Source organism: Bacillus sp. EKM202B (assembly GCF_011066025.1).
GTDB classification, from domain to species: domain Bacteria; phylum Bacillota; class Bacilli; order Bacillales; family Bacillaceae_G; genus Bacillus_A; species Bacillus_A toyonensis.
This window is the reverse complement of sequence record NZ_JAAMNK010000016.1, coordinates 1-25,983: the sequence shown is the minus strand read 5'-3', so window position 1 is coordinate 25,983 and position 25,983 is coordinate 1. Positions and strand designations below refer to the sequence as shown.

15 protein-coding genes and 2 riboswitches are annotated in these 25,983 nt (G+C 36.3%); of the genes, 5 read left to right on the top strand and 10 right to left on the bottom strand.

The window, feature by feature from the left end; all coding sequences use genetic code 11:
- Nucleotides 1–10 precede the first annotated feature (10 nt).
- Together G9F74_RS18595 and G9F74_RS18590 are read right to left on the bottom strand one after the other, a co-directional pair.
- Nucleotides 11–670, bottom strand: a complete 660-nt coding sequence (locus G9F74_RS18595) for a ribonuclease H family protein (protein WP_000875538.1) — start codon at nt 668–670, stop codon at nt 11–13.
- Between the two features lie 126 nt (nt 671–796).
- Nucleotides 797–1,282 (bottom strand): QueT transporter family protein, encoded by a 486-nt coding sequence (locus tag G9F74_RS18590; RefSeq protein WP_016108104.1) that lies wholly within the window; start codon nt 1,280–1,282, stop codon nt 797–799.
- Between the two features lie 6 nt (nt 1,283–1,288).
- A riboswitch (PreQ1 riboswitch) is annotated at nt 1,289–1,333 on the bottom strand.
- 132 nt (nt 1,334–1,465) lie between these two features.
- On the opposite strand from G9F74_RS18590, the gene G9F74_RS18585 reads away from it, so the two are divergent.
- From G9F74_RS18585 to G9F74_RS18575, 3 genes are all read left to right on the top strand, one after another.
- Nucleotides 1,466–2,338 (top strand): aldose 1-epimerase family protein, encoded by an 873-nt coding sequence (locus tag G9F74_RS18585; RefSeq protein ID WP_016108103.1) that lies wholly within the window; start codon nt 1,466–1,468, stop codon nt 2,336–2,338.
- A 221-nt stretch (nt 2,339–2,559) separates the two neighbouring features.
- Nucleotides 2,560–2,946 (top strand): reverse transcriptase-like protein, encoded by a 387-nt coding sequence (locus G9F74_RS18580; RefSeq protein WP_000573867.1) that lies wholly within the window; start codon nt 2,560–2,562, stop codon nt 2,944–2,946.
- A 13-nt stretch (nt 2,947–2,959) separates the two neighbouring features.
- Nucleotides 2,960–3,865 (top strand): DMT family transporter, encoded by a 906-nt coding sequence (locus tag G9F74_RS18575; protein WP_016108102.1) that lies wholly within the window; start codon nt 2,960–2,962, stop codon nt 3,863–3,865.
- A gap of 2 nt (nt 3,866–3,867) precedes the next feature.
- On the opposite strand, the gene G9F74_RS18570 is transcribed toward G9F74_RS18575, so the two are convergent.
- Entirely contained in the window at nt 3,868–4,128 is a 261-nt protein-coding gene (locus G9F74_RS18570; RefSeq protein WP_001195212.1) for a DUF6123 family protein, read from the bottom strand.
- 182 nt (nt 4,129–4,310) lie between these two features.
- On the opposite strand from G9F74_RS18570, the gene G9F74_RS18565 reads away from it, so the two are divergent.
- Nucleotides 4,311–4,871 (top strand): cysteine hydrolase family protein, encoded by a 561-nt coding sequence (locus G9F74_RS18565; protein ID WP_016108101.1) that lies wholly within the window; start codon nt 4,311–4,313, stop codon nt 4,869–4,871.
- 35 nt (nt 4,872–4,906) lie between these two features.
- Here the strand turns inward: G9F74_RS18565 and G9F74_RS18560 are convergent, their stop codons facing one another.
- Entirely contained in the window at nt 4,907–5,767 is an 861-nt protein-coding gene (locus G9F74_RS18560) for a GNAT family N-acetyltransferase (RefSeq protein WP_000571028.1), read from the bottom strand.
- 122 nt (nt 5,768–5,889) lie between these two features.
- On the opposite strand from G9F74_RS18560, the gene G9F74_RS18555 reads away from it, so the two are divergent.
- Entirely contained in the window at nt 5,890–20,922 is a 15,033-nt protein-coding gene (locus tag G9F74_RS18555) for a DUF11 domain-containing protein (RefSeq protein WP_016108100.1), read from the top strand.
- A 66-nt stretch (nt 20,923–20,988) separates the two neighbouring features.
- On the opposite strand, the gene G9F74_RS18550 is transcribed toward G9F74_RS18555, so the two are convergent.
- From G9F74_RS18550 to G9F74_RS18525, 6 genes are all read right to left on the bottom strand, one after another.
- Nucleotides 20,989–21,129: an FbpB family small basic protein gene (locus G9F74_RS18550; protein WP_001228051.1), complete on the bottom strand. Its 141-nt coding sequence runs from the start codon at nt 21,127–21,129 to the stop codon at nt 20,989–20,991.
- Nucleotides 21,130–21,458: 329 nt separating this feature from the next.
- A complete protein-coding gene (locus tag G9F74_RS18545; protein ID WP_000757079.1) occupies nt 21,459–22,325 on the bottom strand; it encodes a 5'-3' exonuclease in 867 nt (288 codons plus the stop codon).
- A gap of 132 nt (nt 22,326–22,457) precedes the next feature.
- On the bottom strand, nt 22,458–23,183 hold the full coding sequence (locus tag G9F74_RS18540) for a P-type ATPase actuator domain-containing protein (protein WP_000967618.1): 726 nt from the start codon (nt 23,181–23,183) through the stop codon (nt 22,458–22,460).
- Between the two features lie 344 nt (nt 23,184–23,527).
- Nucleotides 23,528–23,693: riboswitch (M-box (ykoK) riboswitch) on the bottom strand.
- 161 nt (nt 23,694–23,854) lie between these two features.
- Complete coding sequence (locus tag G9F74_RS18535; RefSeq protein WP_000606849.1) at nt 23,855–24,241, bottom strand: DUF350 domain-containing protein; 387 nt, start codon at nt 24,239–24,241, stop codon at nt 23,855–23,857.
- Complete coding sequence (locus tag G9F74_RS18530; RefSeq protein WP_016108099.1) at nt 24,238–25,473, bottom strand: glutathionylspermidine synthase family protein; 1,236 nt, start codon at nt 25,471–25,473, stop codon at nt 24,238–24,240. The genes G9F74_RS18535 and G9F74_RS18530 overlap by 4 nt, the downstream gene beginning before the upstream one ends.
- 3 nt (nt 25,474–25,476) lie before the next feature.
- Nucleotides 25,477–25,788 carry a hypothetical protein gene (locus G9F74_RS18525; RefSeq protein ID WP_000169030.1) on the bottom strand — a complete coding sequence of 104 codons (312 nt, stop codon included), beginning with the start codon at nt 25,786–25,788 and terminating at the stop codon, nt 25,477–25,479.
- Between the last annotated feature and the right edge of the window lie 195 nt (nt 25,789–25,983).

Sequence of the window (25,983 nt, the reverse complement as noted above, 5' to 3'; positions counted from 1 at the left end):
TTGCACCTCTCTATTCGGTTATTTCTTTATGACTATCAATGACTGTCCCTTCTAATGCTTGCGTTGCTAATTGATGTGCTTCTTTATTTTGTTTTCTAGATATTGGCTCACATACAAGCTTTAATTTCATTTGCTTCGCCTTTCGTTCAATTTGATCTAAGTAATGATTTAAATGCTCATCATAGCAAGGCCATTCTCCAGCCAATTGCTGCAGTACAACTTGAGAGTCTCCACGAAGCGTAACTGCTTCATACTTAATCCCTAATTCTTCGAGTATATTTATACCGTATAATAATGATGCATATTCGGCTTCATTATTATCATATATACCTTCTATATATGCGTTGCGGCGAATTCGGTAGTTTGTATTTCCTTTTTTATAATACACACATATACCTACTCCAGCTTCTTTCGTCTGAAGATCATACCCACCATCAAAATAAACATATATTTCTTGAATCTCTTCCTCCACTTGTTTACTCAGCTTCTTCATTTCTTTTAATGACCATTCTGCATCCATTTCATCGTAAAATAAAAGTTCTTTCGCTCTTCCTGTTTTCTCAAAATCCTCCGCAAATTGAAGTACTTCTTCTATGTTCATATAATCTGTCGTTAATTCCGTCTGCAATCCGCGTTTTGTTTTATATAACCAATGAATTTTATATTTCATGCTAAATTCCCCTTATATAAGAATTCTTATTTATATTTTATTATATTTTATCAAGAGTCACAGTATTATATTCAATATAATCACATACAAAAAGAGCTATCCCTATAGGAATAGCTTTTTCATCTATTACATAAATCTTTCAAATTGTACTCGCTTATTAATCCAGTACATTACAGGCATCCCAATCGCCATTACTACGAATTCACCTGCTGCACATGTTAACCAAGTCCACATAAATGGTAAATCAAATGCAAGATGAAGTTCAATTGCAATCATAAACATTGTAATCGTAAAGATAACTGTATTAAAAATCATACGAGCCCAAACACCTTTAATGAATCGCATAGAAATAATCGTTGCAATTAATGCAAGAATAGATTGCCCTACTCCAAATACTAAATCATAAGCGACCATAGGTGAGAAAAAGAGATTCGTTAAAAATACACCTAATACAATTCCGTAACTTGCTTTCTTATTAAATACAACGAGATGATTAAACATCTCTGAAATACGAAACTGTACACCTGTAAAGCCAAATGGCTGAATAAGCATAGAAACAGCAATATATAATGCCGCTATAATACCATTACCGACTATTGTTCTTATATTCATGACAAAATCTCCTTAGTTTTTTTACGTGGGATGGTTTCGAACCACGTTATTCGTTTTTTAAGCAACAAGATTATATTTTACGCATTAGACACTCTTTCGTCAATAGATTCCTATCATCAACTACCTTTTTTCTTTTAGACAACGTATAATGAAACATATGAAAGATTTAGGAGGTTTCACTTCATGACAGCAACAATACAAAATGAAAAAGTAATCGTTTCCATTTCTGACAAAGGTGCAGAATTGCAAAGCGTTCGCTTAAAAGAAGATAACACAGAATATTTATGGCAAGGTGATTCTACTTATTGGGGACGTCGCGCACCAATTTTATTCCCAATTGTCGGCCGATTAGTAGATAATACATACTACGTAGATGGTAAACCATATTCTTTAACTCAACACGGTTTCGCTCGTGATCTTACGTTCTCTGTAAAAGAACAAAGTGAAACAAAAATCACTTATATCGTTACTAGTAATGAAGAAACATTTAAAAAATATCCTTACGAATTTGAACTACTCATTTCTTATGAGGTAGAAGAACAAAATATACATGTTACATATGAAGTAAACAATCCTGCTTCAAAAGAGATGTTCTTCTCAATCGGAGCGCACCCTGGATTCAACTTCCCTCTATTAGACGGCGAATCATTTACAGATTATCATCTATCATTTAACGGTTCTGAACGCTTAGAAACAAGTGTATTAGAAGGACCTTATCTTTCAAGTAAAAAACAATTAATCGCTGAAAATACGAATGAATTGCCACTTACATACGATTTATTCAAAAATGATGCACTTATTTTTGAAAATATGAATACGAATGAAATTTCTATTCGTTCTCATAAACATAATAAATTTGTAAAAGTAGAATTTGCAGGATTTCCATTTGTCGGCGTATGGACACCAGGAGATAACTCACCTTTCTTATGTATTGAACCTTGGTATGGAATCGCTGATGAAATAAATCCAGCAAAAGATTTCAAGGAAAAAAAAGGAATTCAATCTTTACAAGCGAATGAAACATTTACATGCCGTTACAGCATCACAATCGGATAAAGTGAAGGCTAATAATCAGTGGGGGATATTCATCCCCACTGATTATTAGCCTTCACCAATCGGGCATTTACGGGCAGTTGATCACCCACCTAACTTCATTGTTTCAGCCGAGTTTTGAGGTGGGTGTCTTACTGCCCGTTAACGCGGGATAAGTACTCTATCCCCTACTTCAAAGAAACATTTAAGTAGGGGATAATCTTATAATTTGGAGGTTTCTCATTTTGATTGAAGTGTATATTGATGGTGCATCAAAAGGAAATCCTGGTCCTTCTGGTGCGGGAGTATTTATTAAAGGCATACAGCCACCTGTACAATTATCATTACCACTTGGAACAATGTCCAATCATGAAGCGGAATATCATGCTTTACTTGCAGCATTAAAGTATTGCACGGAGCATAATTATAACATTGTCTCTTTTCGTACAGATTCGCAACTTGTCGAGCGAGCTGTTGAAAAAGAATACGCAAAAAATAAAATGTTTGCACCACTATTAGAGGAAGCACTACAGTACATAAAAAGTTTCGATCTCTTTTTTATTAAATGGATTCCAAGTAGTCAAAATAAAGTCGCTGATGAATTAGCTAGAAAAGCTATCTTACAAAATTAACGGGGGTATGAGTGTGAAAAAAGAGTGGCTTGCTCCTCTCGCTTTATTATTTGTCTCTTTTATTTGGGGAGCTACGTTTGTTGTCGTTCAAAATGCTATGTCTTTCGTTGGTCCATTTACTTTTAATGGCCTTCGCTTTTTATTCGCCGGAATTATTTTATTATTTGTTCAAATGATTTTCTCACAAAAAACTTCGAAACAAGATATAAAGCAGAGTAGTTTTGCCGGATTAATTGTTGGATTCTTTTTATGCGTTGGCTATTTATTACAAACATTCGGCTTACTCTATACAACTTCTTCAAAAGCAGGTTTCTTAACAGGACTAAGCATTGTTATGGTTCCAATCTTATCTTTTATCTTTTTAAAACAAAAGGCTACCATTTTCGTCGTACTCGGTATCACTGTGGCAACAGCCGGTTTATATTTATTAACAGCTGCTGATTCTTTTCAATTAAATATAGGAGATATACTTGTTCTCGGTTGCGCAATCGCATTCGCTGCCCATATTCTCATTAACGGTTTCTATTCTAAGAAAATATCACCTTTATTACTAAGCACATCCCAAGTATTAACTGTTGGTATATTTTCTTCTATTTGCGCTTTTTTATTTGAAGATTGGGAAAATTTATTTTCAATATCGCTATGGACGAATCATTCCTTTTTATTCGCCCTATTTCTAACTTCCTTATTTGCGACATCCATTGCTTTTTTCATTCAAACATCGGCTCAGAAACATACTTCTCCAACGAGAGTAGCAATTATTTTCGCAATGGAGCCCGTTTTTGCTGCATTAACAGGTGTTCTCGTTGCTAACGAACAACTTTCTATGTCTGTTATTTTCGGATGTCTATGTATTTTTCTAGGCATGATTTTTGTTGAACTACCTTCCAAAACAAAAAAAGAAGCGCAGGCCGCGTGAAGTTACGCTTGTAACTTCCGCATAAAAGCCTTAGCGCTTTTTTTATCTGTAATTTCTTCTTCTTTCAATCGTTCTAATAACGCAACAAAATAACTGCCATCAAACTGTAATTGATGTTTAATTGTCGCTTCTATTGCTGCGTTCACAATTCCATCAGATGCACCAGTATATCCTTGCCCGAACATAATAAACCCTTGTGCTTCCTCTGATAATTTAAATCCTTTCGTATGTAAGAATGAAAGATAATCTTCTACTGTTTGCATGATATTCCCACCTACTCAAAAATTCTCCACTTCCTATCATACATGTTTTTACACACTATGAGAATGAAATTTCTTTGACAACTTTGTAAATCAATCGTTTACTTCGCTTGCAATGGAGGATTTCCTAACAATCTGAAGGAATATGTACAGTGGAACTTATTTCATATTAAAGGGGAGACACGATGAAACAAGCACTATTAATTATCGATGCTCAACAAGAATTAATTGATGGAAATGAGCAAGAAAATGAAGTTTTTCGTAAAACTGAGTTATTAGCTACACTAAATACAGCTGTACAGAAAGCAATTGATTCAAATGCCCTTATTGTTTTCGTAAGAGATATCGATGTTGCTTCTGGTAGCGGCGTGGGATTTGAAGTACATAATCAAATTCAAGTACCTCAGTCTGCAATCCTTATTAATAAAGCAGCAACGAATTCATTCTATGGCACTTCTTTACTTGAACTTTTAAAAGAAGAAAAAATTAATCATATTGTGATAGGTGGATGTAAAACTGAACATTGTATTGACACAGCTGTTAGGACAGCAACTGTACAAGGATTTGACGTTACATTAATTAAAAACGGTCATTCCACAACTGATTCTAACGTATTGTCTGCAGAGCAAATTATTGGTCATCACAATAAAATTTTACACGGTCATTATAACGTTGATCATTTTTCTATGGTGAAAGATATCGAGGAAGACCTCTTCCAACCAACTCACGACCAATATCGTGATTAATAAACAAAGAATCCTTCATTCAGAAGGATTCTTTGTTACCCAAAAATTTGTGCTGCAATACTATATAGTTCTCCATTTCTTTTCAAAAATTGATCACTATTTTTCATCATAATTGGTGGTGTATTCACCTTTTTAAAACCAGTAACCTCTAATTCTTTCACAAAATCTTTCTTTACTTCTGGTACATCTATTCTTAATTTCCCATTATGCCCTTTTGCTAAATAATGAACAATATTTATTGCCATCTCATCATTTTTAGCAACTACCGGTCCTAATATTTTATTTTCCGGCGTTTGTATACTCAAACCATATCCTATTATATTTTGTTCCTTATCCTTCACAACAGTGCACTGTTCACTTTGCATCATTCTTTTCTTTAAAAACTCTTTTCTATTTGTTCCAAACGCATATTCATCTATTTTTATTATTTCTTCTAAATCACCTTCCTCATAATCCATCATATATTCTTCATTTCTTGCACATTTATGATTCGGATTGTACGAGTTACATATGTATTTAGAAACATAGCTTGCCACCCTAAATCCTAGCTTTTCGTATAAATGCTTCCCCTCATCCGTTGCAATAAGCATAATTGGTGTTCGAGCTGATACGCTATTCATGCATGAATGCGTTATCGCCTTTCCAATTCCTCTTCCCTTATAATCTGGATGTACAATTACCATTCCGATAGACGCTACTTTCTCCCCATATAATATTATTGCCGCGCTAGCAATAAGTTTCTTTCTCTCATTCCACACACCGTATACAATGCCTGCGTTAAAAATCGTCTCAATTTCTTCTCTGCTATAATCCCAACCAATATAAGAAGATAACGCAACAATATCGTCTATTTTTTCTTTTCTAATACGCTCCACTCTCATTTCCAATTCAATCATTCTCCATCTCCTTATCTAGACATTTAAATCATTATTACTAAATCAACTTGTACATGTTTCCCTTTATTTGTCACACACATATCCTATTTTGACCAAGACTATATTGTAAATGAGGTGACAACATGCCCATTACGAATCGATTTTCTACCACCACTAACGGCGCACTCGCTATTACAGGAAACACTTTAGGCTTAAGTAAAATTAGTAACCAAAACCGTGCTGGTACAATCGGGGCAATTGGTGCATTCGCAACTACGAATACTGCTTTACAAGTAACTACTTTTCCTGCTGGTACAACATTAAACTATACACAAAATAGTTCTACCGCTATTTTAAATATCCCTGCTGGTAGTACTATTCTTTACGCAGAACTCGTTTGGGGTGGAAACTATTTATCTCGTGATCAAAACATTACGAGTGTATTAGGAAACCCAGTTTCCTTTACAACACCTGTTTCAACATACTCGATTACTCCTTCAGCTGTTACGGCTTCAAACCAAACATTCGTTTCAAACTCTATTACATTTGGCTTTTACACTCGTTCAGCAGACGTAACAACCCTTATTCAAGTGGGAGGTTCTGGTTCCTATACTACAGGCGCGGTTCCTGGACTTGTAGATCCTATAGATGCTTCTAATGGAACAATTAATTCGGCTGGATGGACGCTTATCGTCGCTTATCAAAACGGGACATTGCCAGCAAGAAACTTAACCATTTATGTAGCGGGTAACCGTGTTTCTGCTGATACTGGTAGTGCAGATGTAGCTGTTTCTGGATTTTTAACACCTTCAGGAGGACCTGTAAGCGGGAGATTATTTTTAAGTTCTATTGAAGGAGATGCAGATTTAATAGGGGATCAAGCATTATTTGGACCAAATTTCAGTTCATTAAATGCATTATCTGGGCCAAATAATGCTGTAAATAATTTCTTCGGTTCTCAAGTTAATAATGCTGCAGGAAACTTAGATACAACTGGGACATTTGGAACGCGAAATCAAAGTGCTTCTACAGGTACAAACATCTCCGCTGGAAGACAGGGCTGGGACATTACTTCCATTGACATTTCCTCTTATTTAACAAACTCACAAGTATCCGCCGCAATCCGTTTAACTACTAACGGAGATGCATATATGTTAAATACAGTCGGCTTACAAATTAATATAAACTCCCCAAATATACAAGCAACGAAAAGCGTAAATAAAAGTGTTGCTGCAATTGGAGATATTCTCACTTATACAGTTACTATCCCTAACACCGGACTTCTCCCTGCCAATAACGCTATTTTTATAGATAGTCTCCCTAATGGTACTTCTTTTATACCCGGCACTGTAACAGTAGATAACGTACCACAAACAAATGCAAATCCTGCAGCTGGTATATCTCTTGGAACAATTAATAATGGTACTTCTCGCACAGTAACTTTCCAAGCTACTGTCGTTTCTCTTCCAAGTCAAAATCCTATCTCTAACACTGCTAATATTACATTTCAATATACACCCATCGCCGGAGGAACAACCTTTAATGGTCTTGCAACAAGCAACTCTGCTGGAACACAAATTAACCTCGCAGATATTAATGGAACAAAATCAGTTAACAAACTTTTTACCGATATTGGTGAAACATTAACTTACAGTATTGCCTTAGCTAATATAGGAAATATCGCTGCAACGAATATTATATATACGGATCCAATTCCTAGCGGGACTACTTTCATTCCAGGGAGTGTAACTGTGAACGGAGTTACTCAAGCAGGAGCAAATCCCGCTAATGGTATATCAATTGGATCAATTGCCGCAAATTCTACTACTACTATTTCATTTCAAGTATTCGTTCCTTCTATCCCCCAAACAAATCCAATATTAAATAGTGGTACAACAACATATCAATACATTCCTGTACCAAATCAATCTGCAGTAAGCGGAACTGATACGACCAATATCGTATCTACTCAAGTGAATAACGCTACTGTAACTATGGCAAAAGCAGTAGATAAAAATTTTGCAGATATTGGTGATACACTAACGTACACCGTTTCCTTTACAGGTACAGGTAATACAAATGCGAACAATGTTATTTTTACAGGTATCATTCCTACTGGAACAACTTTTGTTCTAAACAGTTTAACAATAGATGGCACGACACAAGTGGGCGCAAATCCCGCTACCGGCGTGAACATTGGATCCATCCCAAGCGGCACAACAAAAAATGTTGCATTTCAAGTAGTTGTAAATACAATACCCGCGTCAAATGTCGTATCTAACGGATCAAGCGCTTCTTACCAATATACCGTCAACCCTAGCCAATCACCCGTTACAAAAAACATTTCTTCTAATCTCGTTTCCACTCAAATTAACAATGCGAATGTAACATTAACAAAATCAACTAACAAACAATTTGCCACAATTGGCGAAACGATAAGTTATACAATCCTTATTACAAACAGTGGAAATGCGGCCGCTAATAACGTTCAACTAACAGATCCACTTCCAAATGGAACGATTTTAACATTAGGTTCTGTAACGCTCAATGGCGTTTTACAAAATGTAGATTCTCTCGTTGCTTTACCTATCGGCACAATTCCCGGCGGTGCTACTTTCACCTTATCCTTCCAAGTAACAGTCATTAACATTACTGCACAAAACCCTATCATTAATAACGCTTTCGCCTCTTATATTTACACTGTAAATCCAAGTTTGCCACCGACTTCAAAAACAGCAAATTCTAATTCTGTTACATCAATAATTAGACTAGCAAATCTCCATGCTAATAAATCTGTAGATAAAACGTTTGCGGAAGTTGGCGATGTATTAACTTACACCTTCGCTCTTACTAACGATGGGAATGTTGCAGCGAACAATGTATTACTATCCGATTCAATTGCGAATGGAACCGCCTTTGTACCAAATAGCGTTATAGTTAACGGTGTTACTCAACCAGGCGTTACACCAACTAGCATCAATATTGGTATCATCAATGCTAATACTACAATTACAGCTTCATTCCAAGTAGTAATAACTAGCATTCCAAATCCAAACCCTATTTCAAATAGCGCTTCCATCTCCTATAACTTTATCGTTGATCCAAACACTTCACCTGTAAGTAAGAACACTACTTCAACCACTACATTTACTCAAGTAAACGATGCAAATGTCATTTCAGCCAAAACAGTGGATCGAGAGTTCGCTACCGTAGGGGATATATTAACTTATACTGTTACTTTGACGAATGCAGGAAGTGTTTCTGCTGATAGCCCTACTTTCGTAGATACGAATCCAGACGGTACTACCTTTATTCCAAACACTTTTCTTATTAATGGTGTACTTCAAAATAACGCAGATCCAAATATAGGTGTTCCGCTACCTTCCATTGCTGCTAACGGTTCACTTACTGTCTCTTATCAAGTAACCGTCACCTCTTTACCAACACAAAATCCAACATTAAATTCATCTAGTACACAGTATAGCTTTATTTTAAATCCGGGCGATCCACCAACAATAGAAACATCTGTAAGTAACACTGTAAGTACACAAATTAATTTAGCAAATGTCGTTATTGTCAAAGAAGTAGATTTAACTATCGCCGATGTCGGGCAACCAATCACATATACAATTTCTTTAGCTAATCTTGGCAATACTATAGCAAATAATGTTATTGTTACCGATATAATTCCTAATGGCACCACTATCGTACCAAATAGTATTTTTATAGGTGGTGCTTTACAACTAGGTGCAGACCCTAGTACCGGTCTTCAAGTCGGCTCCATTCCTTCGGGTGGTTTTACAACGATTGTTTTTCAAATAAGTGCAAATGGGCTAACTTCACCAAACCCAATTCAAAACAGCGCTTCACTTCAATATAGCTTTATTGCTGATCCAAACTTACCTGCTCTCGTTAGAAACGCCGCTAGCAATATAGTAACTACACAAATTAATACTGCTAATATCGTTGCTACAAAACTAACGAGTACAAACTTCGCTGATGTTGGTGATGTCATATTATATGCGACTATTTTAACGAATAACGGGAATATCCCTGCTTCTAATGTAACATTTACAGATATCATTCCAGCGGGTACCCTCTTTATTCCTAATACTGTAACGATTAACAATATCCCTATAGCCAATGCAAATCCTGCTAACGGCATTTTTATCGGTACGATAGGAGCGAATGCATCACGTATCGTTTCATTTCAGATTTTCGTACCAAGTATCCCTGCTGTAAATCCGATTACAAATCAATCAGGCACTACATTCCAATACACGTACGATCCATCCAAACCAGTTGTAATGCAGATGATTGCTTCTAACACTGTACAGACAACTATTAATAATGCAACGATTACCGCTGCAAAATCTGCAGATAAACAGTTTGCGAACGTAAATGATATTATTACGTACACGACTACTTTAACGAATAACGGGAACACACTTGCATCAAATGTAATATTTACAGATGTAATTCCAAACGGAACATCGTTTATTCCTAATAGTGTTACTGTAAATGGGAATACACTGCCTAATGTCAATCCAGCAAGCGGAATTGCAATCGATCCAATAAATCCGAATGCGCATACGATCATCTCGTTCCAAGTACAAGTAAATTCTATCCCGAATCCAAATCCAATCCCGAACCAAAGCAATACAACGTACCAGTATGTCGTAGATCCTAACTTACCTCCAGCATCCGCTAATGCGCTGAGTAATGTAATAACAACCCAAATTAATAACGCTACTATTGTCGCTACGAAGTCTGTGAATACACCGACAGCTGCAATTGGTGATATCGTTACCTATACGATTGCAGTAACAAATACAGGTAATATCCCTGCTAGTGCAACTGTTTTAACGGATGGGCTTGGCGCAGGAGCTTCATTTATCCAAAACTCCGTAACGATCAATAATGTTCCACAACCAGGATTAGATCCATCACTTGGTGTTCACTTGGCAGATATTTCGCCAGGAGATACTGTATTCATTACTTTTCAAGCACAAATTTTAGCGATACCGCCTAGTGGCACATTAACAAATAATGCTCTTGTAAATTATGAATATACCGTGAATCCAAACCAATCTCCTGCTGTTGGTAGCACCGTAACAAATACAACAGTTACACCAATTATTGACGCTACTTTAGTAATAAATAAAAGCGCTAGTACAACTTTCGCTACAATTGGTGATACAATTACATTCACTTCATCTGTTACAAACACCGGAAATACTACTGCGAACAACATTATTTTTACTAATACAATTCCAAACGGTACTAACTTTATCCCAAATAGCTTTAAGATAAATGGTGTAACCGTTCCGAATGCAAATCCACAAAACGGTATCAATATTGGTAACTTGAATTCAAATGTATCTGTTACACTCAGTTTTCAAGTGAACATTACAACACTTCCAAACCCGAATCCAATCCCGAACAAATCATCGCTTCAATATAGCTTTATTGTAGATATAAATGAACCGCCAGTTTCACGAACAGTTCAATCTAATAAAACTTTTACACAAGTAAATACTGCTTCTGTTATCGCAACAAAAACTGCAAGCAGTGCTTTTGCTGCTGTTGGAGATACAATTACGTATACAACTACCCTCACCAATAGCGGAAATACTACCGCAAACACACCTGTTTTTATCGATATATTACCACCTGAACTTTCATTCGTTCCTGATAGCGTACAAATTAATACCATCCCACAACTTGGATTTAGACCAGATAGCGGGATTTCTTTAGACTCAATTCCAGTTGGAGGAACGATAATAATTAGCTTTCAAGCTATCGTTGGCTCAATACCAGCTACAAATCCAACTTTGAACCAATCTAGCACGACATACTCTATCATTGTGGATCCTACCCAGCCGCCGGTGACAGAAACAGCTACAAGTAATCCAACTTTAGTTCAAATTAACGAAGCGATTATTCAAGCAACGAAAAGTGTGGATCGAATATTTTCTGACGTAGCACCTGGAAATTCATTTTTAACGTACACTGTTTTATTGGAAAATATAGGTAACTCAACTGCTACGAATATCATTTTTACAGATCCAATTCCGAATAATACAGTCTTTATAGAAGATAGCGTTCGAGTAGGTGGCGTTTTATTACCTGGGGTAAATCCAGCGAATGGGATACCAATTGGGGATATTATTGCAGGAGATTTTACAAATGTCACCTTCCGCGTGCAAATAGTTAGCATTCCAAATCCAATTTTCACAATTGGACCTGGTGGACCAAACTCACCGGTTGTAAATGGTGCCTCCATTGACTATCAGTTTATTACAGGACCTAATTTACCACTCGTTTCAAGAAGTACGACATCCAATCCGGTTTCGACACAAATAAATTCCGGAGAAATTGTGGCAATCAAATCTGTAGATAAAACTTTCGCAACGATTGGCGATACAATTTCTTATACAATTACATTAAGTAACCCTGGAAATGTCACTTCACAAAATATAATTTTCACAGATATTTTACCTGACGGAACGACATTCATATCTGGCACTCTTACAAACGATTCTGGTACACAGCAAATCGGAAATCCAGCTAACGGGATTCAGATTGGAAATATAAACCCAAATGGAACGGCCGTTATTACTCTCAACGTACTTGTTACAAACATTCCAAGTATAAATCCAATTTCTAATTTTAGTTCGGTACAATTTGCACATGTGATTGATCCTAGCCAACCTGCCGTATCACAAACGAATGTGTCTAATACTGTTTCGACAACTATTAATAGTGCAATTTTAACAACCCAAAAAAGTGCTGATAAATCTATAGTTTCAGTTGGAGATACAATTACGTATACCACTACTATTACAAATACAGGGAATACAGCAGCAACGAATATAACATTCACAAGCGCTATTCCAGCTAGCACTACATTCATATCAAATTCAGTCACAATAAATGGCGTTCAGCAGTCTGGCGCACAACCGGCACTTGGAGTAAATATACCAAATATCGCTCCTGGTGAGACAGTAACTGTTACTTTCCAAGTAAATGTTATTTCTTTTCCACCTTCAGGTTCAATTATGGGTAATGACACAATTTTATATTCTTATACTGTTGATCCAAACAGCACTCCTGCTACTACTTCTACTTCAACGAATATCGTTACAACCCCAGTACTAGATGCTATGATAACGATGATTAAATCAGTCGATCAAACACTTGTAACGCTAGGTGATACCATTACCTATACGACCATTTTAACGAATAACGGAAATACAAATGCAACGAATATTACTTTCACTGACCTTATACCAGATGGTACAACGTTTATTACTGATAGCGTTACAATAGATGGCATCACGCAAATTGGTCTTAATCCTAATACAGGTATTACGATTGGAGCAATTGCTCCTAGCAGCTCAATATCTATAGCAGTTCAAGTGACCGCTACTTCTACACCAGTTCAAAATCCTATTGCAAATTCCGCTACTGCTTCGTACACATTCATCGCTGATCCAAATGCACCGATTGTTTCAAGAAATGTTACTTCAAATACAACGTTGACTACAATTAATACAGCTACCATTCTTTCACTAAAACAAGTCGATAAGTCCTTTAGTCGTATTGGAGACACACTCACCTATACTGTCACTTTAACAAACAACGGAAACTCATCCGCACAAAATGTTATTTTCACAGATACAATACCGAGCGGAACTACATTTATTGCAAACACATTTTCTATTAATGGAATTCCTCAAAGTGGTGCGGATCCATCGAACGGTGTAAATATTGGTCCTATAACAGCCGGGACTACAGTAAATGTTTCCTTCCAAGTAAACGTAATCTCATTACCAACCGAAAACCCAATTGTAAATTTCTCATCGACATCGTATCAATTAGTCTCACCACCTGATGCGGAAACTTCAATTAGTAATCCTGTTTCAACGCAAATTAAAGAAGCCATATTATCCATGACGAAAAATGAAAGTGTATCCTTTGCAGATATCGGGCAAACTGCTTTTTATACCACTTCTATTTCGAATGTAGGCAATACGGATGCAACGAATATTGTATTCACAGATGTATTACCAAGTGGACTCACGTTTGTTCCTAACACATTAACTGTCGATGGTATTTTACAACCTGATGCAAACCCAAATACAGGTGTATTACTTGCAACACTTCCACCAAATGAAATATATAGTATTGTTTTTCAAGTTACAGTGAACAGTATTCCACCTAGTAATCCGACACCCAATACAGCATCTACTAATTATGAGTTTACTGTTGATCCAAATAATCCTCCTGTTTCAAGTACAGCTAATTCTAACACTACGCTTCTTCAAATAAACAACGCGACTATTATTAGTACAAAAACAGCGAATCTTACTTTTGCGGATATTGGTAACATAATAACGTTTACACTTAACCTTCCCAATACAGGGAATGTGGCTGCAACTGATGTAACGATTATCGATATTCTTGATAGCAATTTAAGCTTCGTTCCAAACAGTTTCACAGTTAATGGGCAAACCATTCCAAACGCTGATTTATCCACTGGTGTAAATATAGGCTCCATTAATGGTAGTAATGCGGCAATCGTCACATTCCAAGCAACTGTTATTACACTTCCAACACTTAATCCCATTTCTAATTCTGCTTCTACCACATATCATTACGTCGTTGACCCTAGCCAGCCATCTATTACAACTTCCAATCAATCTAATACAACGACAACACAAATTAATAGTGCTATCCTTACTGCACAAAAAAATTCAAATGTATCTACGGTAGATATCGGGCAGGATATTACCTACACCGTTACAATTATAAATAGCGGAAATGTTAGTGCAACGAATGTTATTTTTACCGACCTTATTCCAGACGGAACTTCCTTTGAACCGAATAGTTTTACACTTAACGGAACTAGCATCCCAAATTCGGATATCGTTACAGGCGTTCCAATTGGTGATATCGCGCCAAACGAATCTGCCGTTGTAGCATTTCATATTAATGCCAATGAAATTCCGCCTATAAATCCTATTACCAATCAAGCTAGCGTTAGCTTTCAACATATCGTTAATCCAGCCAATCCTCCAGTTTCAAAAAACATTACTTCCAATAGTGTTACAACAAAAATTGAAAGTGCTATTTTAAACACTATGAAAATAGGAGATAAAGCATTTGCAACGATTGGTGATACGATTACGTATACAACGACTATTACGAACACAGGAAATATTCCAGCTAACAACGTTGTTTTCTCAGACCCTTTACCGACATGGACACAATTTGTTGCAGGATCCGTTGTTGTTGATGGCACTCCATTACCATCTGCTTCCATTATTGACGGTGTTGGTATAAATACAATCAATCCAAATCAAACTGTAACAATCATATTCCAAGTGCAAATCGTAAGCAATCCAACAACGTTCACACCTGAACTCCAAAACTTAGGGTTTGTTAACTTCCAATATAACGTAGGCAATGCATTACAGGCTCAGCCTGGCAACGTGGAAACGAACGTCTTCGTTACTTCTATTAACTCAGCAATACTTTCAGCTGTAAAAACTGCTAGTACAGCCTTTGCGAATATCGGAGAAACGATCACTTATACGGTTTTGATTCAAAATAGCGGCAATACAAACGCTACGAATCTAAACTTCTCAGACCTGATTCCAGCAGGAACGATCTTTGTTGAAAATAGTTTTGCTGTAAATGGCAGTATCATTCCAGGGGCAAATCCAAATAATGGAGTTAATATCGGAACCGTTAGCGCGAGTAGTTCCTTAACTGTTACTTTCCAAGTCATAGTTACATCTACTCCACCTTCAAACCCAATTACAAACGTAGCATCTATTCAATACGCATTTATTGTTGACCCGGCAGCCCCTCCTGTTACAGGCACAATAAATTCTAATAGCGCTTCAACACAAATTAATAACGCTACTGTTACAACGGTTTTAGAAGCAAATCGAACAATCGTATCTATCGGAGATGTAATTACGTATACAGCAACATTAACAAACACTGGAAACTTTCCTGCAAATTCTGTATTACTCATTAATGGGATTCCTGAAGGGGCATTATTTGTTCCAAATAGTGTTACGCTTAACGGGATTTCACTCCCAGATGCAAGTCCAACACTCGGTATTCCAGTTGGTATTATCGCACCAGGTAATTCTGCTACTATTACGTTCCAATTTCTTGCAACTTCTATTCCACCTCAAGGGGCAATCATAAATCAAGCCATTACAAGTTACACGTATATCGTCGATCCGAGTCAACCTCCAGTTACAGCAACATCCTCATCTAATACGGTGACTACAGCTGTCGTTGATGCATCGTTATCTGCAATTAAAAATACAGATTCTCTCGTACAATCTACTGACGGTACAATCACTTACACAGTAGTCGTTCAAAATAACGGAAATACAACTGCAAATACAGTTACTTTAACAGATTTATTCCCAGAAGGAACTGCATTTATCCAGAATAGCGTGACCATTAATAACATCTCAGTTCCAGGTGCCGATCCAAACGTAGGAATACCATTAAACTCCATCGCGCCGTCAGAAATCGTCACCGTCACATTCCAAGTTATCGTCCAATCCATTCCAAGCGTGAATCCAATTTCTAATACAGCCCGTATTGACTATACTTTTATCTCTGATCCGACCGCTCCTATCATCTCTCGAACAATTACGTCTAATCCAGCTTTCACACAAATTTCGGACGCGACTGTTCTTTCTTTAAAAGCAGTCAATGCACAACAAGCAACAACAGGTGATATTTTGACTTACACAATAACACTAGAAAATACCGGAAATATTCCAGCTACGAATCTCATATTTTCAGATACGATCCCCCAAGATACTACATTCGTAGAAAATAGTTTTACACTTAACGGAACAACTATACTTGATGCCAATCCAAATGTAGGTGTTACTTTACCTACCTTAGCAGCAAACGCTACTCACTTTATTTCGTTCCAAATTCTTATTAACGATTCATTCTCGCAAGAATCAATTACAAATCAATCCAATACAACGTATACAATTCAACCAGATCCAGGGCAACCGCCTATTACTGAAACATCTACAAGTAATATCGTCATTACAAATTTCGTGCAAGCACAATTGACAATTACAAAAACATCCAATCCAACAACTGTAGATATTGGTGGAACTATACTTTATATTTCTGAAGTGAAAAACATCGGTAATGTTGATGCAATAAATATTATTTTCACAGATTCTATTCCAGCTGGGACTACATTCGTTCCCGATAGTGTCACAATTAACGGTGTCCTGCAGCCAGGTGTAAATCCAGAAAACGGAATACCGATTGGAACAATTCCAGCAAGCAGTTCCAAAACGATACTATTTCAAGTGCAAACAAATAATCCACCTACTGAAACTGAAATTGTAAATCAATCTTCAGCAACTTACCAATATGTAAGTATTCCTACAGCTCCACCGGTGAATCGCTCTGCAAATTCTAACGTTGTTACAACATCACTTCAAAATGCAAATATTATTTCTGTCAAAAGCGCGGATGTAACTTTCGTAGCAATTGGGCAAACTATTACCTACACAAATACACTACAAAACATAGGAACCGTTCCAGCTAACAATACCGTGTTCATTGATAACATTCCAGAAGGTACTATATTCGTCGAAGATAGCTTATCAATAAATAATGTGATTCAGCCTGGAGCAAATCCTGAAAACGGAGTAATTCTTGGCACGATACAACCAAATGAAACAGTCACTATTTCATTCCAAGTACAACTTACAAATATACCAGAGAACAATACAGTCATTAACATTTCAGACACTTCATATGAATACCAAATTGACCCTAGTTCTCCAATTATTCAGCGTAGATCGTTATCAAATGCAGTAAACACGGAAGTGCGGACGGCTAATGTTCGTGCAATTAAATCCGCCAATAGATCCATTACACGCATCGGTCAAATCATCACATATACAGTCGCAGTTACAAACGCTGGTACAGTACCTATTACAAATACTCTCCTAATTGACGCGATTGCAGCTGGCACCACATTCGTTCCAAATAGCATCCTTGTAGATGGCATATCAAGGCCTAATGAAAATCCAATTACTGGAATCACCCTTAATATTATCCTTCCAAATAATACGATTATGGTTACATTCCAGGTAAATGTAGTCTCTACACCTTCTCAAAATAACATTAATAATATCGCCGTCATCCACTATGAGTATCAACCAGACCCAAGCTTACCACCAATTTCAGAAACGACCTCCTCCAATACTACAAATATACAATTTATTGATGCTATTCTTATCGCTACAAAATCCGCTAATACAGTATTAGCTAATATTGATGAAACCATTGAATATACAGTACTCATTCAAAATAACGGATCCACTACAACTAACTCCATCTTTTTTACAGATACTATAGAGGATGGAACAGTATTTATTCCAGAAAGTGTCATAGTTAACAATACTGTACTTCCTGCAGCAGACCCGAATATCGGCTTTTCCATTCCTAATATCGCATCAGGTCAAATGGCTACAATAACATTCCAAGTTTCCGTTACGAATTTACCAGCTGTAAATCCAACACCTAATACTGCAAACATCGTCTACGACTTTATTTTCAACCCTGACTTTGCACCAATTCAAAAATCTACTATTTCCAACACTACTTTCGTTCAAATTAATGATGCTGATATCGTTTCACTTAAAACTGTTGATTTGACTTCTGTAACGATTGGTGGCATTTTAACTTATACAACAACTTTAACGAATACAGGAAATACGGATGCTACTGCTGTTGTATTTACAGACAACATTCCTGATGGAACAACCTTTATAGACGGTAGCGTTTTAGTAAATAACATTCCACAGCTTAACGCCAATCCAAGTACCGGTATACTCGTAGGAACGATTGCTCCTAACATTTCTATCCCAGTCACATTTTCTGTTACAGTCGTAGCTCTTCCAGCTAGCGGCCATGTTCAAAATCAATCAACTTCTCGTTATACGATAAACGGGGAAGAACAAATATCGAATAGTAACATTACCTTCACTGAAGTTATTTCTGCTAATGTAATTGCGACAAAAACAACACCTATCCAATATGCTGACCTACAAACTATCATTCCTTATACAATTTCCATCATAAATAACGGAAATATACAAGTGGAAAACATTATCGTTACAGATATCATTCCAGCAAATACGAGCTTTATAGAGAATAGTGTTATTGTGAATGGCAACGCTCGTCCAAATGACAACCCACTTAACGGTATACAAATTGATAGCATTCCGCCTAATACGACAGCAACTATTCTATTCCAAGTACGGGTTACTTCCATTCCGCAAACAAACCCAATCTCTAACACGAGTACAATTCAATATGAATACACAGTACCAGATCAACCACCTATTACCGAAACTATTATTTCATCAGCTGCCGTAACAGAAATTCATCACGCGAATTTAAATAGTAATAAAGCTGTTGACCTTGCATTTGCAACGGTCGGTGATACGTTAACGTATACGATTACCCTAAATCAAACTGGTAATGTTGCAGCAAATGATGTAGTTATTCAAGATATTATTCCTCAAGGTACTACGTTTATTGAAAATAGCGTCATTGTAAACGGAGAAACTCTTCCAGGAGTGAATCCAGTAAGCGGCATACCAATTGGCACTATAATGGTAGGTGGAAATGCTATCGCTTCCTTCCAAGTAACTGTAACTTCTATTCCAACACCAAATGAACTCAACAACGAAGCAATTACTACTTTTAACTATATAGTCAACCCAAATAACGTACCTGTTACAAATACGACTACAACAAATACTGTCACAACAACTGTCCAAAATGATAATGTTATTGCTATAAAATCTGCTGATGTCACGAATGCCTTACCTGATCAAACTTTAACGTATACTATTACGATTACGAATAGCGGTAATGTAACGATTGAAGACCTTCTTGCCAGAGACACCTTACCAATAGATACGACTTTTGTTGCTGGTAGTGTTACGATTAACGGAATCAATCAGCCTAATGAGAATCCTGAAAATGGTATTACATTAGGTAATCTTGCTCCTAATGAATCTGTTATTATTACGTTCCAAGTGACAATATCTTCTTCTACTCTTCAATCTACAATTAATAATAATGCTTCTGTTTCCTATACCGTTATCATCGATCCAACAAAACCACCTATTACAATTACAAAACAAACAAATACCGTTACAACGACAGTCATTGATCCGATGGTTCGCATTGAAAAAACAGCAGACAAATCTATCGCCGTTATAGGAGATATCATTACATTCACATTAGCGGTATTTAATCACTCCCCAATCCCGACAATCAGTACTTCTGTTATAGACAGTATTCCAGCTGGTACAACATTTATAGAAAACAGCGTAACAATTAACGGTGCTCCGGTTCAAAATGTTCGTCCAGACACTGGTATTAATATTGGTTCTTTATCTGCAGATACAGTAGCAACTATAACATTTCAAGTTCTCGTAACTTCTATTCCTTCAAACAGTACAATTATAAATTCTGCAATAGTTACCGCTGCTTTTCAATTAACACCACAGGATCCGATTATTACTTTCATTGTTAATTCGAATATTGTTCGTATACCTGTTCAATTTATTACTGCGACAGTCACGAAAAACGCTTCCGTCAGCTCAGCTTATTTAAATCAATATTTTGATTACACGGTGCGTATTACGAATACTTCCGAGATTTCACTTTCAAATATCTCGTTACAAGACACCATTCCAGCAGGTTTACAATTTATAAACGGCACTGTCTTCATTAATGGGGAACGCTCGCCATTAGCGAACCCGAATATCGGTTTCCTAGTCGCTACTAATTTGGAACCGAACGAAACAATTATCGTGTTATTCACAGTACAAGTGATAAGTCCACCTATTCATAATGAATTTAAAAACACAGCAAACGTTTCTTTACAACTTCAAATCTCGCCTACCGATCCACCAATTACAGTAACCGTTACAAGTAACGAAAACATCGTCACCTTTATTCCAGAAAATCCAGATGAAACACTACCAAATTTTAATTGTTTCTTTGACGGTGAACGTTTCATACGCATTACTCCTCGAAATATACGAAATTACTTTTGGACTTGGATTTGGTGGCGTTAATCAAAAAGAAAAAGCTTGTAGTTCGGATAATATCCAACCTACAAGCTTTTTTCATAAACAAAATTATCAATTGCTAGCAGCACTATATGCTACATGTCGTTTCTCAATCCGTTCTTCAATTTCTTTCATATTCTCTTTATTAGTTAGTAGGGATTGTTTATTTTCTATTAATAATTGTTTAAAGGATTTTCTCACTTTTTTTCGCATGTTTATTTTCCTCCTTGGGGGATGGTTTATATAAAAGATAACTTGAAACTTTAATCAATGAAAGGATGTACCCTCACTAATTATTAGCCTACATCAATCGGGCCTTTACAGGGAGTTACTCTTCCATCATCACTCTTTATTCAGCGATAATATTGATATAGAAGTCCCACCGCCCGTTAATGCGGGATAAGGATTTATCTGTGTAGACTTATAATAATTGATTGTTGTGAAATCCATTTGAACTTCACATGAAAATTCCGTTTATTTTCTGACAACTTTGTGAACAAAAAAAGAAAGACCGATTCATTCTAAATCGGTCTTTCTAGTATTTATAACATGTTTATTAATATTTCAGGTCTTCCCCAATTCATTTCGTTACATACAAAGCGTAGTTTTTCTTCGTCCATTGTGTGTAACCCTTCTTCTAACGAACATGAAATTGGAACTTCACAATGAATTTGCGCTAATTGTAAAGAGATATTTAAATTCTCTAAATCACTTTCAATTTTTGTACGCTGCGCTTTCGTTAATGATGCTATATTTTCTAGTACTGCCGATACTGTGCCGTATTCTTGAATAAGCTTATACGCTGTTTTTTCACCAATACCTTTTACGCCTGGATAGTTATCACTCGTATCTCCCATGAAAGCTTTCGCATGGACAATTTGCCAAGGTTCTACACCTTTCTCTTCCATGATTTTTTCCGGTGTGTAATACTCGTAATTTCCAATTCCTTTACGAAGAAGCATAACTGTAACATTCGTATCAACAAGTTGAAGTAAATCTGTATCACCTGTCAAAACATAAACTTCTGCTTCATTGCAATATTGTTTTGCAAGCGTACCAATACAATCATCCGCTTCATAACCTTTCATGCCTATTACAGGCATAGATAATTTCGCAGTCATTTCTTGCACTAAATCAAATTGCGGAATTAATTCTTCTGGCGGTGCTGCACGATTTGCTTTATAATTCGAGAAAGATTCCGTTCTAAATGTCGTACTTCCCATATCCCAGCACGTTACAATGTGCGTTGGTTCGATTGCTTGTGTTGCTGTTAATAAATGCTTCATATAACCATGAATCCCGTTCGTCGGGGTACCATCTTGTCGTTTCATAAATTGTCCGTAGACACTTGTTGCGTAAAAAGCACGAAATAATAGTGCCATACCATCAACTAATAATACTTTTTTCATAATTCCTCTCCTACTAACAAAAAATAATAACCTCACGTTATCACGTAAGGTTATATAAATAGATTACCATTCTACGTTTTTTCAACTTTGTCTATTATACATTGTTTTTATATATTTAGCATCATTAACACATTAAGACGTTCTACTGCAACAAGTATGAAGTATTCCTGAATACGTATTTTTACCTGTTGAAACAACTACAGCCTTTGCATTTCCACCAATAATATTAGTACCTTTAAAACATACATTTTCAAGTTCAAGTGGATTATAGTCTTTCATCCGTTTTAATGGAATAAATCTTTTACGTTCAAGGTGGTAGCAACTTTCAAATTTCTCAACATTTGCATCGTTCCCTGTCAACACAGATTCATTTACCAATAAATCATTTGCATAAATGATACGTACATCTGCCGGTACTATATCACCTTCTGAAAGAAAAATCATATCTCCTGGTACAAGTTCTTGTACTGGTAACTTCATCATTTTCAGTTCGTTATTTAGCCCTGTACTACTAGCACATTCTACTCTAGACACAGTAATTGTTTCACATTGCAATTGATCACGCACATGTTGTTTTGAAAAACCTGGAATCATTCCACTTAACTTCATTATTACTTCTGCAATACGCGCTCTTTTTGAAGTCAATTCATTTCGACCGTATACTTGAATACGTTTTTGCGCCTCTTTCATAGATAATCCGTCTCTTGTTGTTTTAAAATACGCAAATACAGATTTTACATCTCTTGTTGCAATTTCAATTAATAAATCTTTATTTTTTTGAAGCATTGTTTGTTCTTTCATTGATTTTTTACTTTGTTTATATGACGTGTTACCCACAGTTTTGTTTACATATAACATATTATCGTCTCCTCCTTTACAACATAGGAAGAAACGCTTTGTTTCTCAATTTATCCACTTTACCGTGAAAGTGTCTAGCGCTTAATTATGTATATAAACGCTACATTATGATAAATATAGAGGGAGGAACAAGTCGTTTCCTGCCTACATCATATATTTTTGATTTGAAGTATATGGGTAACGGAACCGAGTCAGAATTTGACATGCTCCTCACCTCCTCGTTTATTTTTATAGTTTATATTATGAAATGACTCATAGATTGGTAACAAAAAAGACCCTTACTCATAAGAGAGCAAAGGTCATTGCATACACAAATAAACGATTCCTAATATAATTAGAAATCTACGGACCTCTCCCTCGCCGAGTTTTAGCACTGTATAGCATAGGTTCATTACCAGCTACGTTAAGAAAAACCTTAATTCGATCATTCCTGTTGACCCATTGGCGTCTCTCGACATTTTTGGGCAGTAGCATTTCTCTATACAGGAGCCTCACCTAACAGAGACTTATTTTAATTACATAGAAAATGTTACTCTTATTTAAAATAGATGTCAACACTTTGTATGGAAACTTTTCCTTATTACAGAAAAGCCCTCTCTGTTGTTAGCCTATTTTCTCATATATAGTACAAGTTAGCGAACGAAAAAAACTTACGTATAAAACGTAAGTTTTTAGTAAGTTACACAACCAGCAATTACAATACCAATTGAAAGTGATAAAAACATAAGAAACAGGCCGACTGCTTGATTATCTTCTTCAAGGCTTTTATTTATATTAAAGCGTGGTGTAAGCCACTCAGCTAAATAATAAACAATAATTTGGGCCAAAATACCAACCGCTCCCCACGAAACCATATCCAAAAGTGAAATGGAATTAGCGGCCGTTGAATATAAAACGATAGCTAGCCCGAGTACCCTTCCTCCAAGTACATAACTGACCGCTTTGTTACCCTGAGCCATTAACTTAAATTCTTTCACTTTCGTTGTCACTTCCATAAGGAACAAACCTATACATAAAAGTGCGAGTGATACTGCTAAATATAGTAAAAAATTAATCATTTATTTTCCCCCTTCTTAATACCTACTGGTAAATAATAAGATTCATTTCCTGTAATCTTTTCCCCAGCACGTATACCGATACTGCTCGCTTTTCCAGTGATTAAAAACGCCCCAAACACATACGATAGTTTCTCCACTCCTTTTTCAGTTTCCAAACATACAACTGGAAGCTCTATATACTTTTGAAATATCGGCAATGACGTTTTATATGTTTCATGTGCATTTCGAATCATAATATTCGTGTCTTTATCGCGAATTGTAATTGTGTCACCTTCCCTACCAAACGAAGGTTTTTGAACGAAAGAACCTTTTCCTAAAAATAAATCTGGTTCTAAATATGTAGGTAGCATATATTCTTTAACCCACTGTTGTTCCTCATTTGTATAAAAAGCCCCTTCTTCTGCTAATCCCCAAATAAGACACTGAATTGATTTTGGCTGAAGTAAAAAGGCAGACAAAGGATTTATAATAAAGAGATTTCCGTCTTTTACAAGTTGCAGCAGTTCCACACCTACCAAATCTCCTGTTTCAGGATCTTGATCCTCAATTAAATCTTCTATCGGATACGTTTGGCGATATAAAACATCAATCTTCGCCCCATCTTTATCAACTAGAGCATCTTTCGTAATTCTAAGTTCTGACATTGACACTACTTTATTTTCAACATGGCATAACTGACTTAAATACATAGTCGTATTCCAATCCTCAATATGTTCATGATGTGCTGTAAAAACAACATTTGGATTGTCTAATCCCTTTGTCGCTTCCATTACAGCTTTCGTAACACCAGAAGATAGTAATCGTTCTTGATCCGAGTTTGGATCATCATAACCTAGGTTTTCACAAACTTTTCCATTCATTTGAAAGCATTCCATAATAAAAGTTGGTGTATCACTATTAAACTCAAGCATTTTAATTTGGTTATCAACCGTTATAACGAAATCAAATCGTGAAATAACAGATTCAGGATATAATCCTATCATTCTAATGAATGATAAGCTCGCAGGAGGAAAACCAAGCTCAAGAAGCTGTTCGTCACTTAAATTTCGCAAAAGTCTAGCAGTCTTAAAAAATATTTTACCCATTCGTTCAGTCGCTAAGTGTAATTGTTCCAAAGTCTGATTTGTTATAGAAAAAACATGAAACAAACTATATTCACATTCATATAAATCCGACCAAAAATCCGGATATTTTAAATAAAATTCTTTTCGATCCCTTATGTATTGCGACATATTTTAGCCTCCAAATCCTCCCTTTGAACCGCTTCCAATTCCACCTTTAAATTCAGCAGACGATTGATACGATTTAAACGCCGATGAATTTTTAAAAGTGGATTTATTTTGATAGTATCGCCCACCATAGAAATAATGCCCACGATAACCTGAACTACTATCATCACACTGCCATACCCCAAGTTCATCATCCCAATCCCAATCAGAACAACTATTATCATTCGGTTTTGGGGGAAGATCTTGTGCGCAACCAAATAAAGTGCCAGTCATTAAAGACGTTACGACACCACCTACTAGCCATTTCGTTTTTGTCACCTTCGCACTCCCCTTTTTAAATTCTATTCCTATTATATAGGATGGCATGATAAAGTAGAAGAAAAAGGAAGAAGAGGGTAACTAACTGTTACGATTTATTTAACCGATTATAACCAATGTTAATTAAATATATCAGTAAGCCCTGCTAGTCAAGTGATTGGCTAGTAGTGAGGGTTAACTGCGGGCAATCCCTAA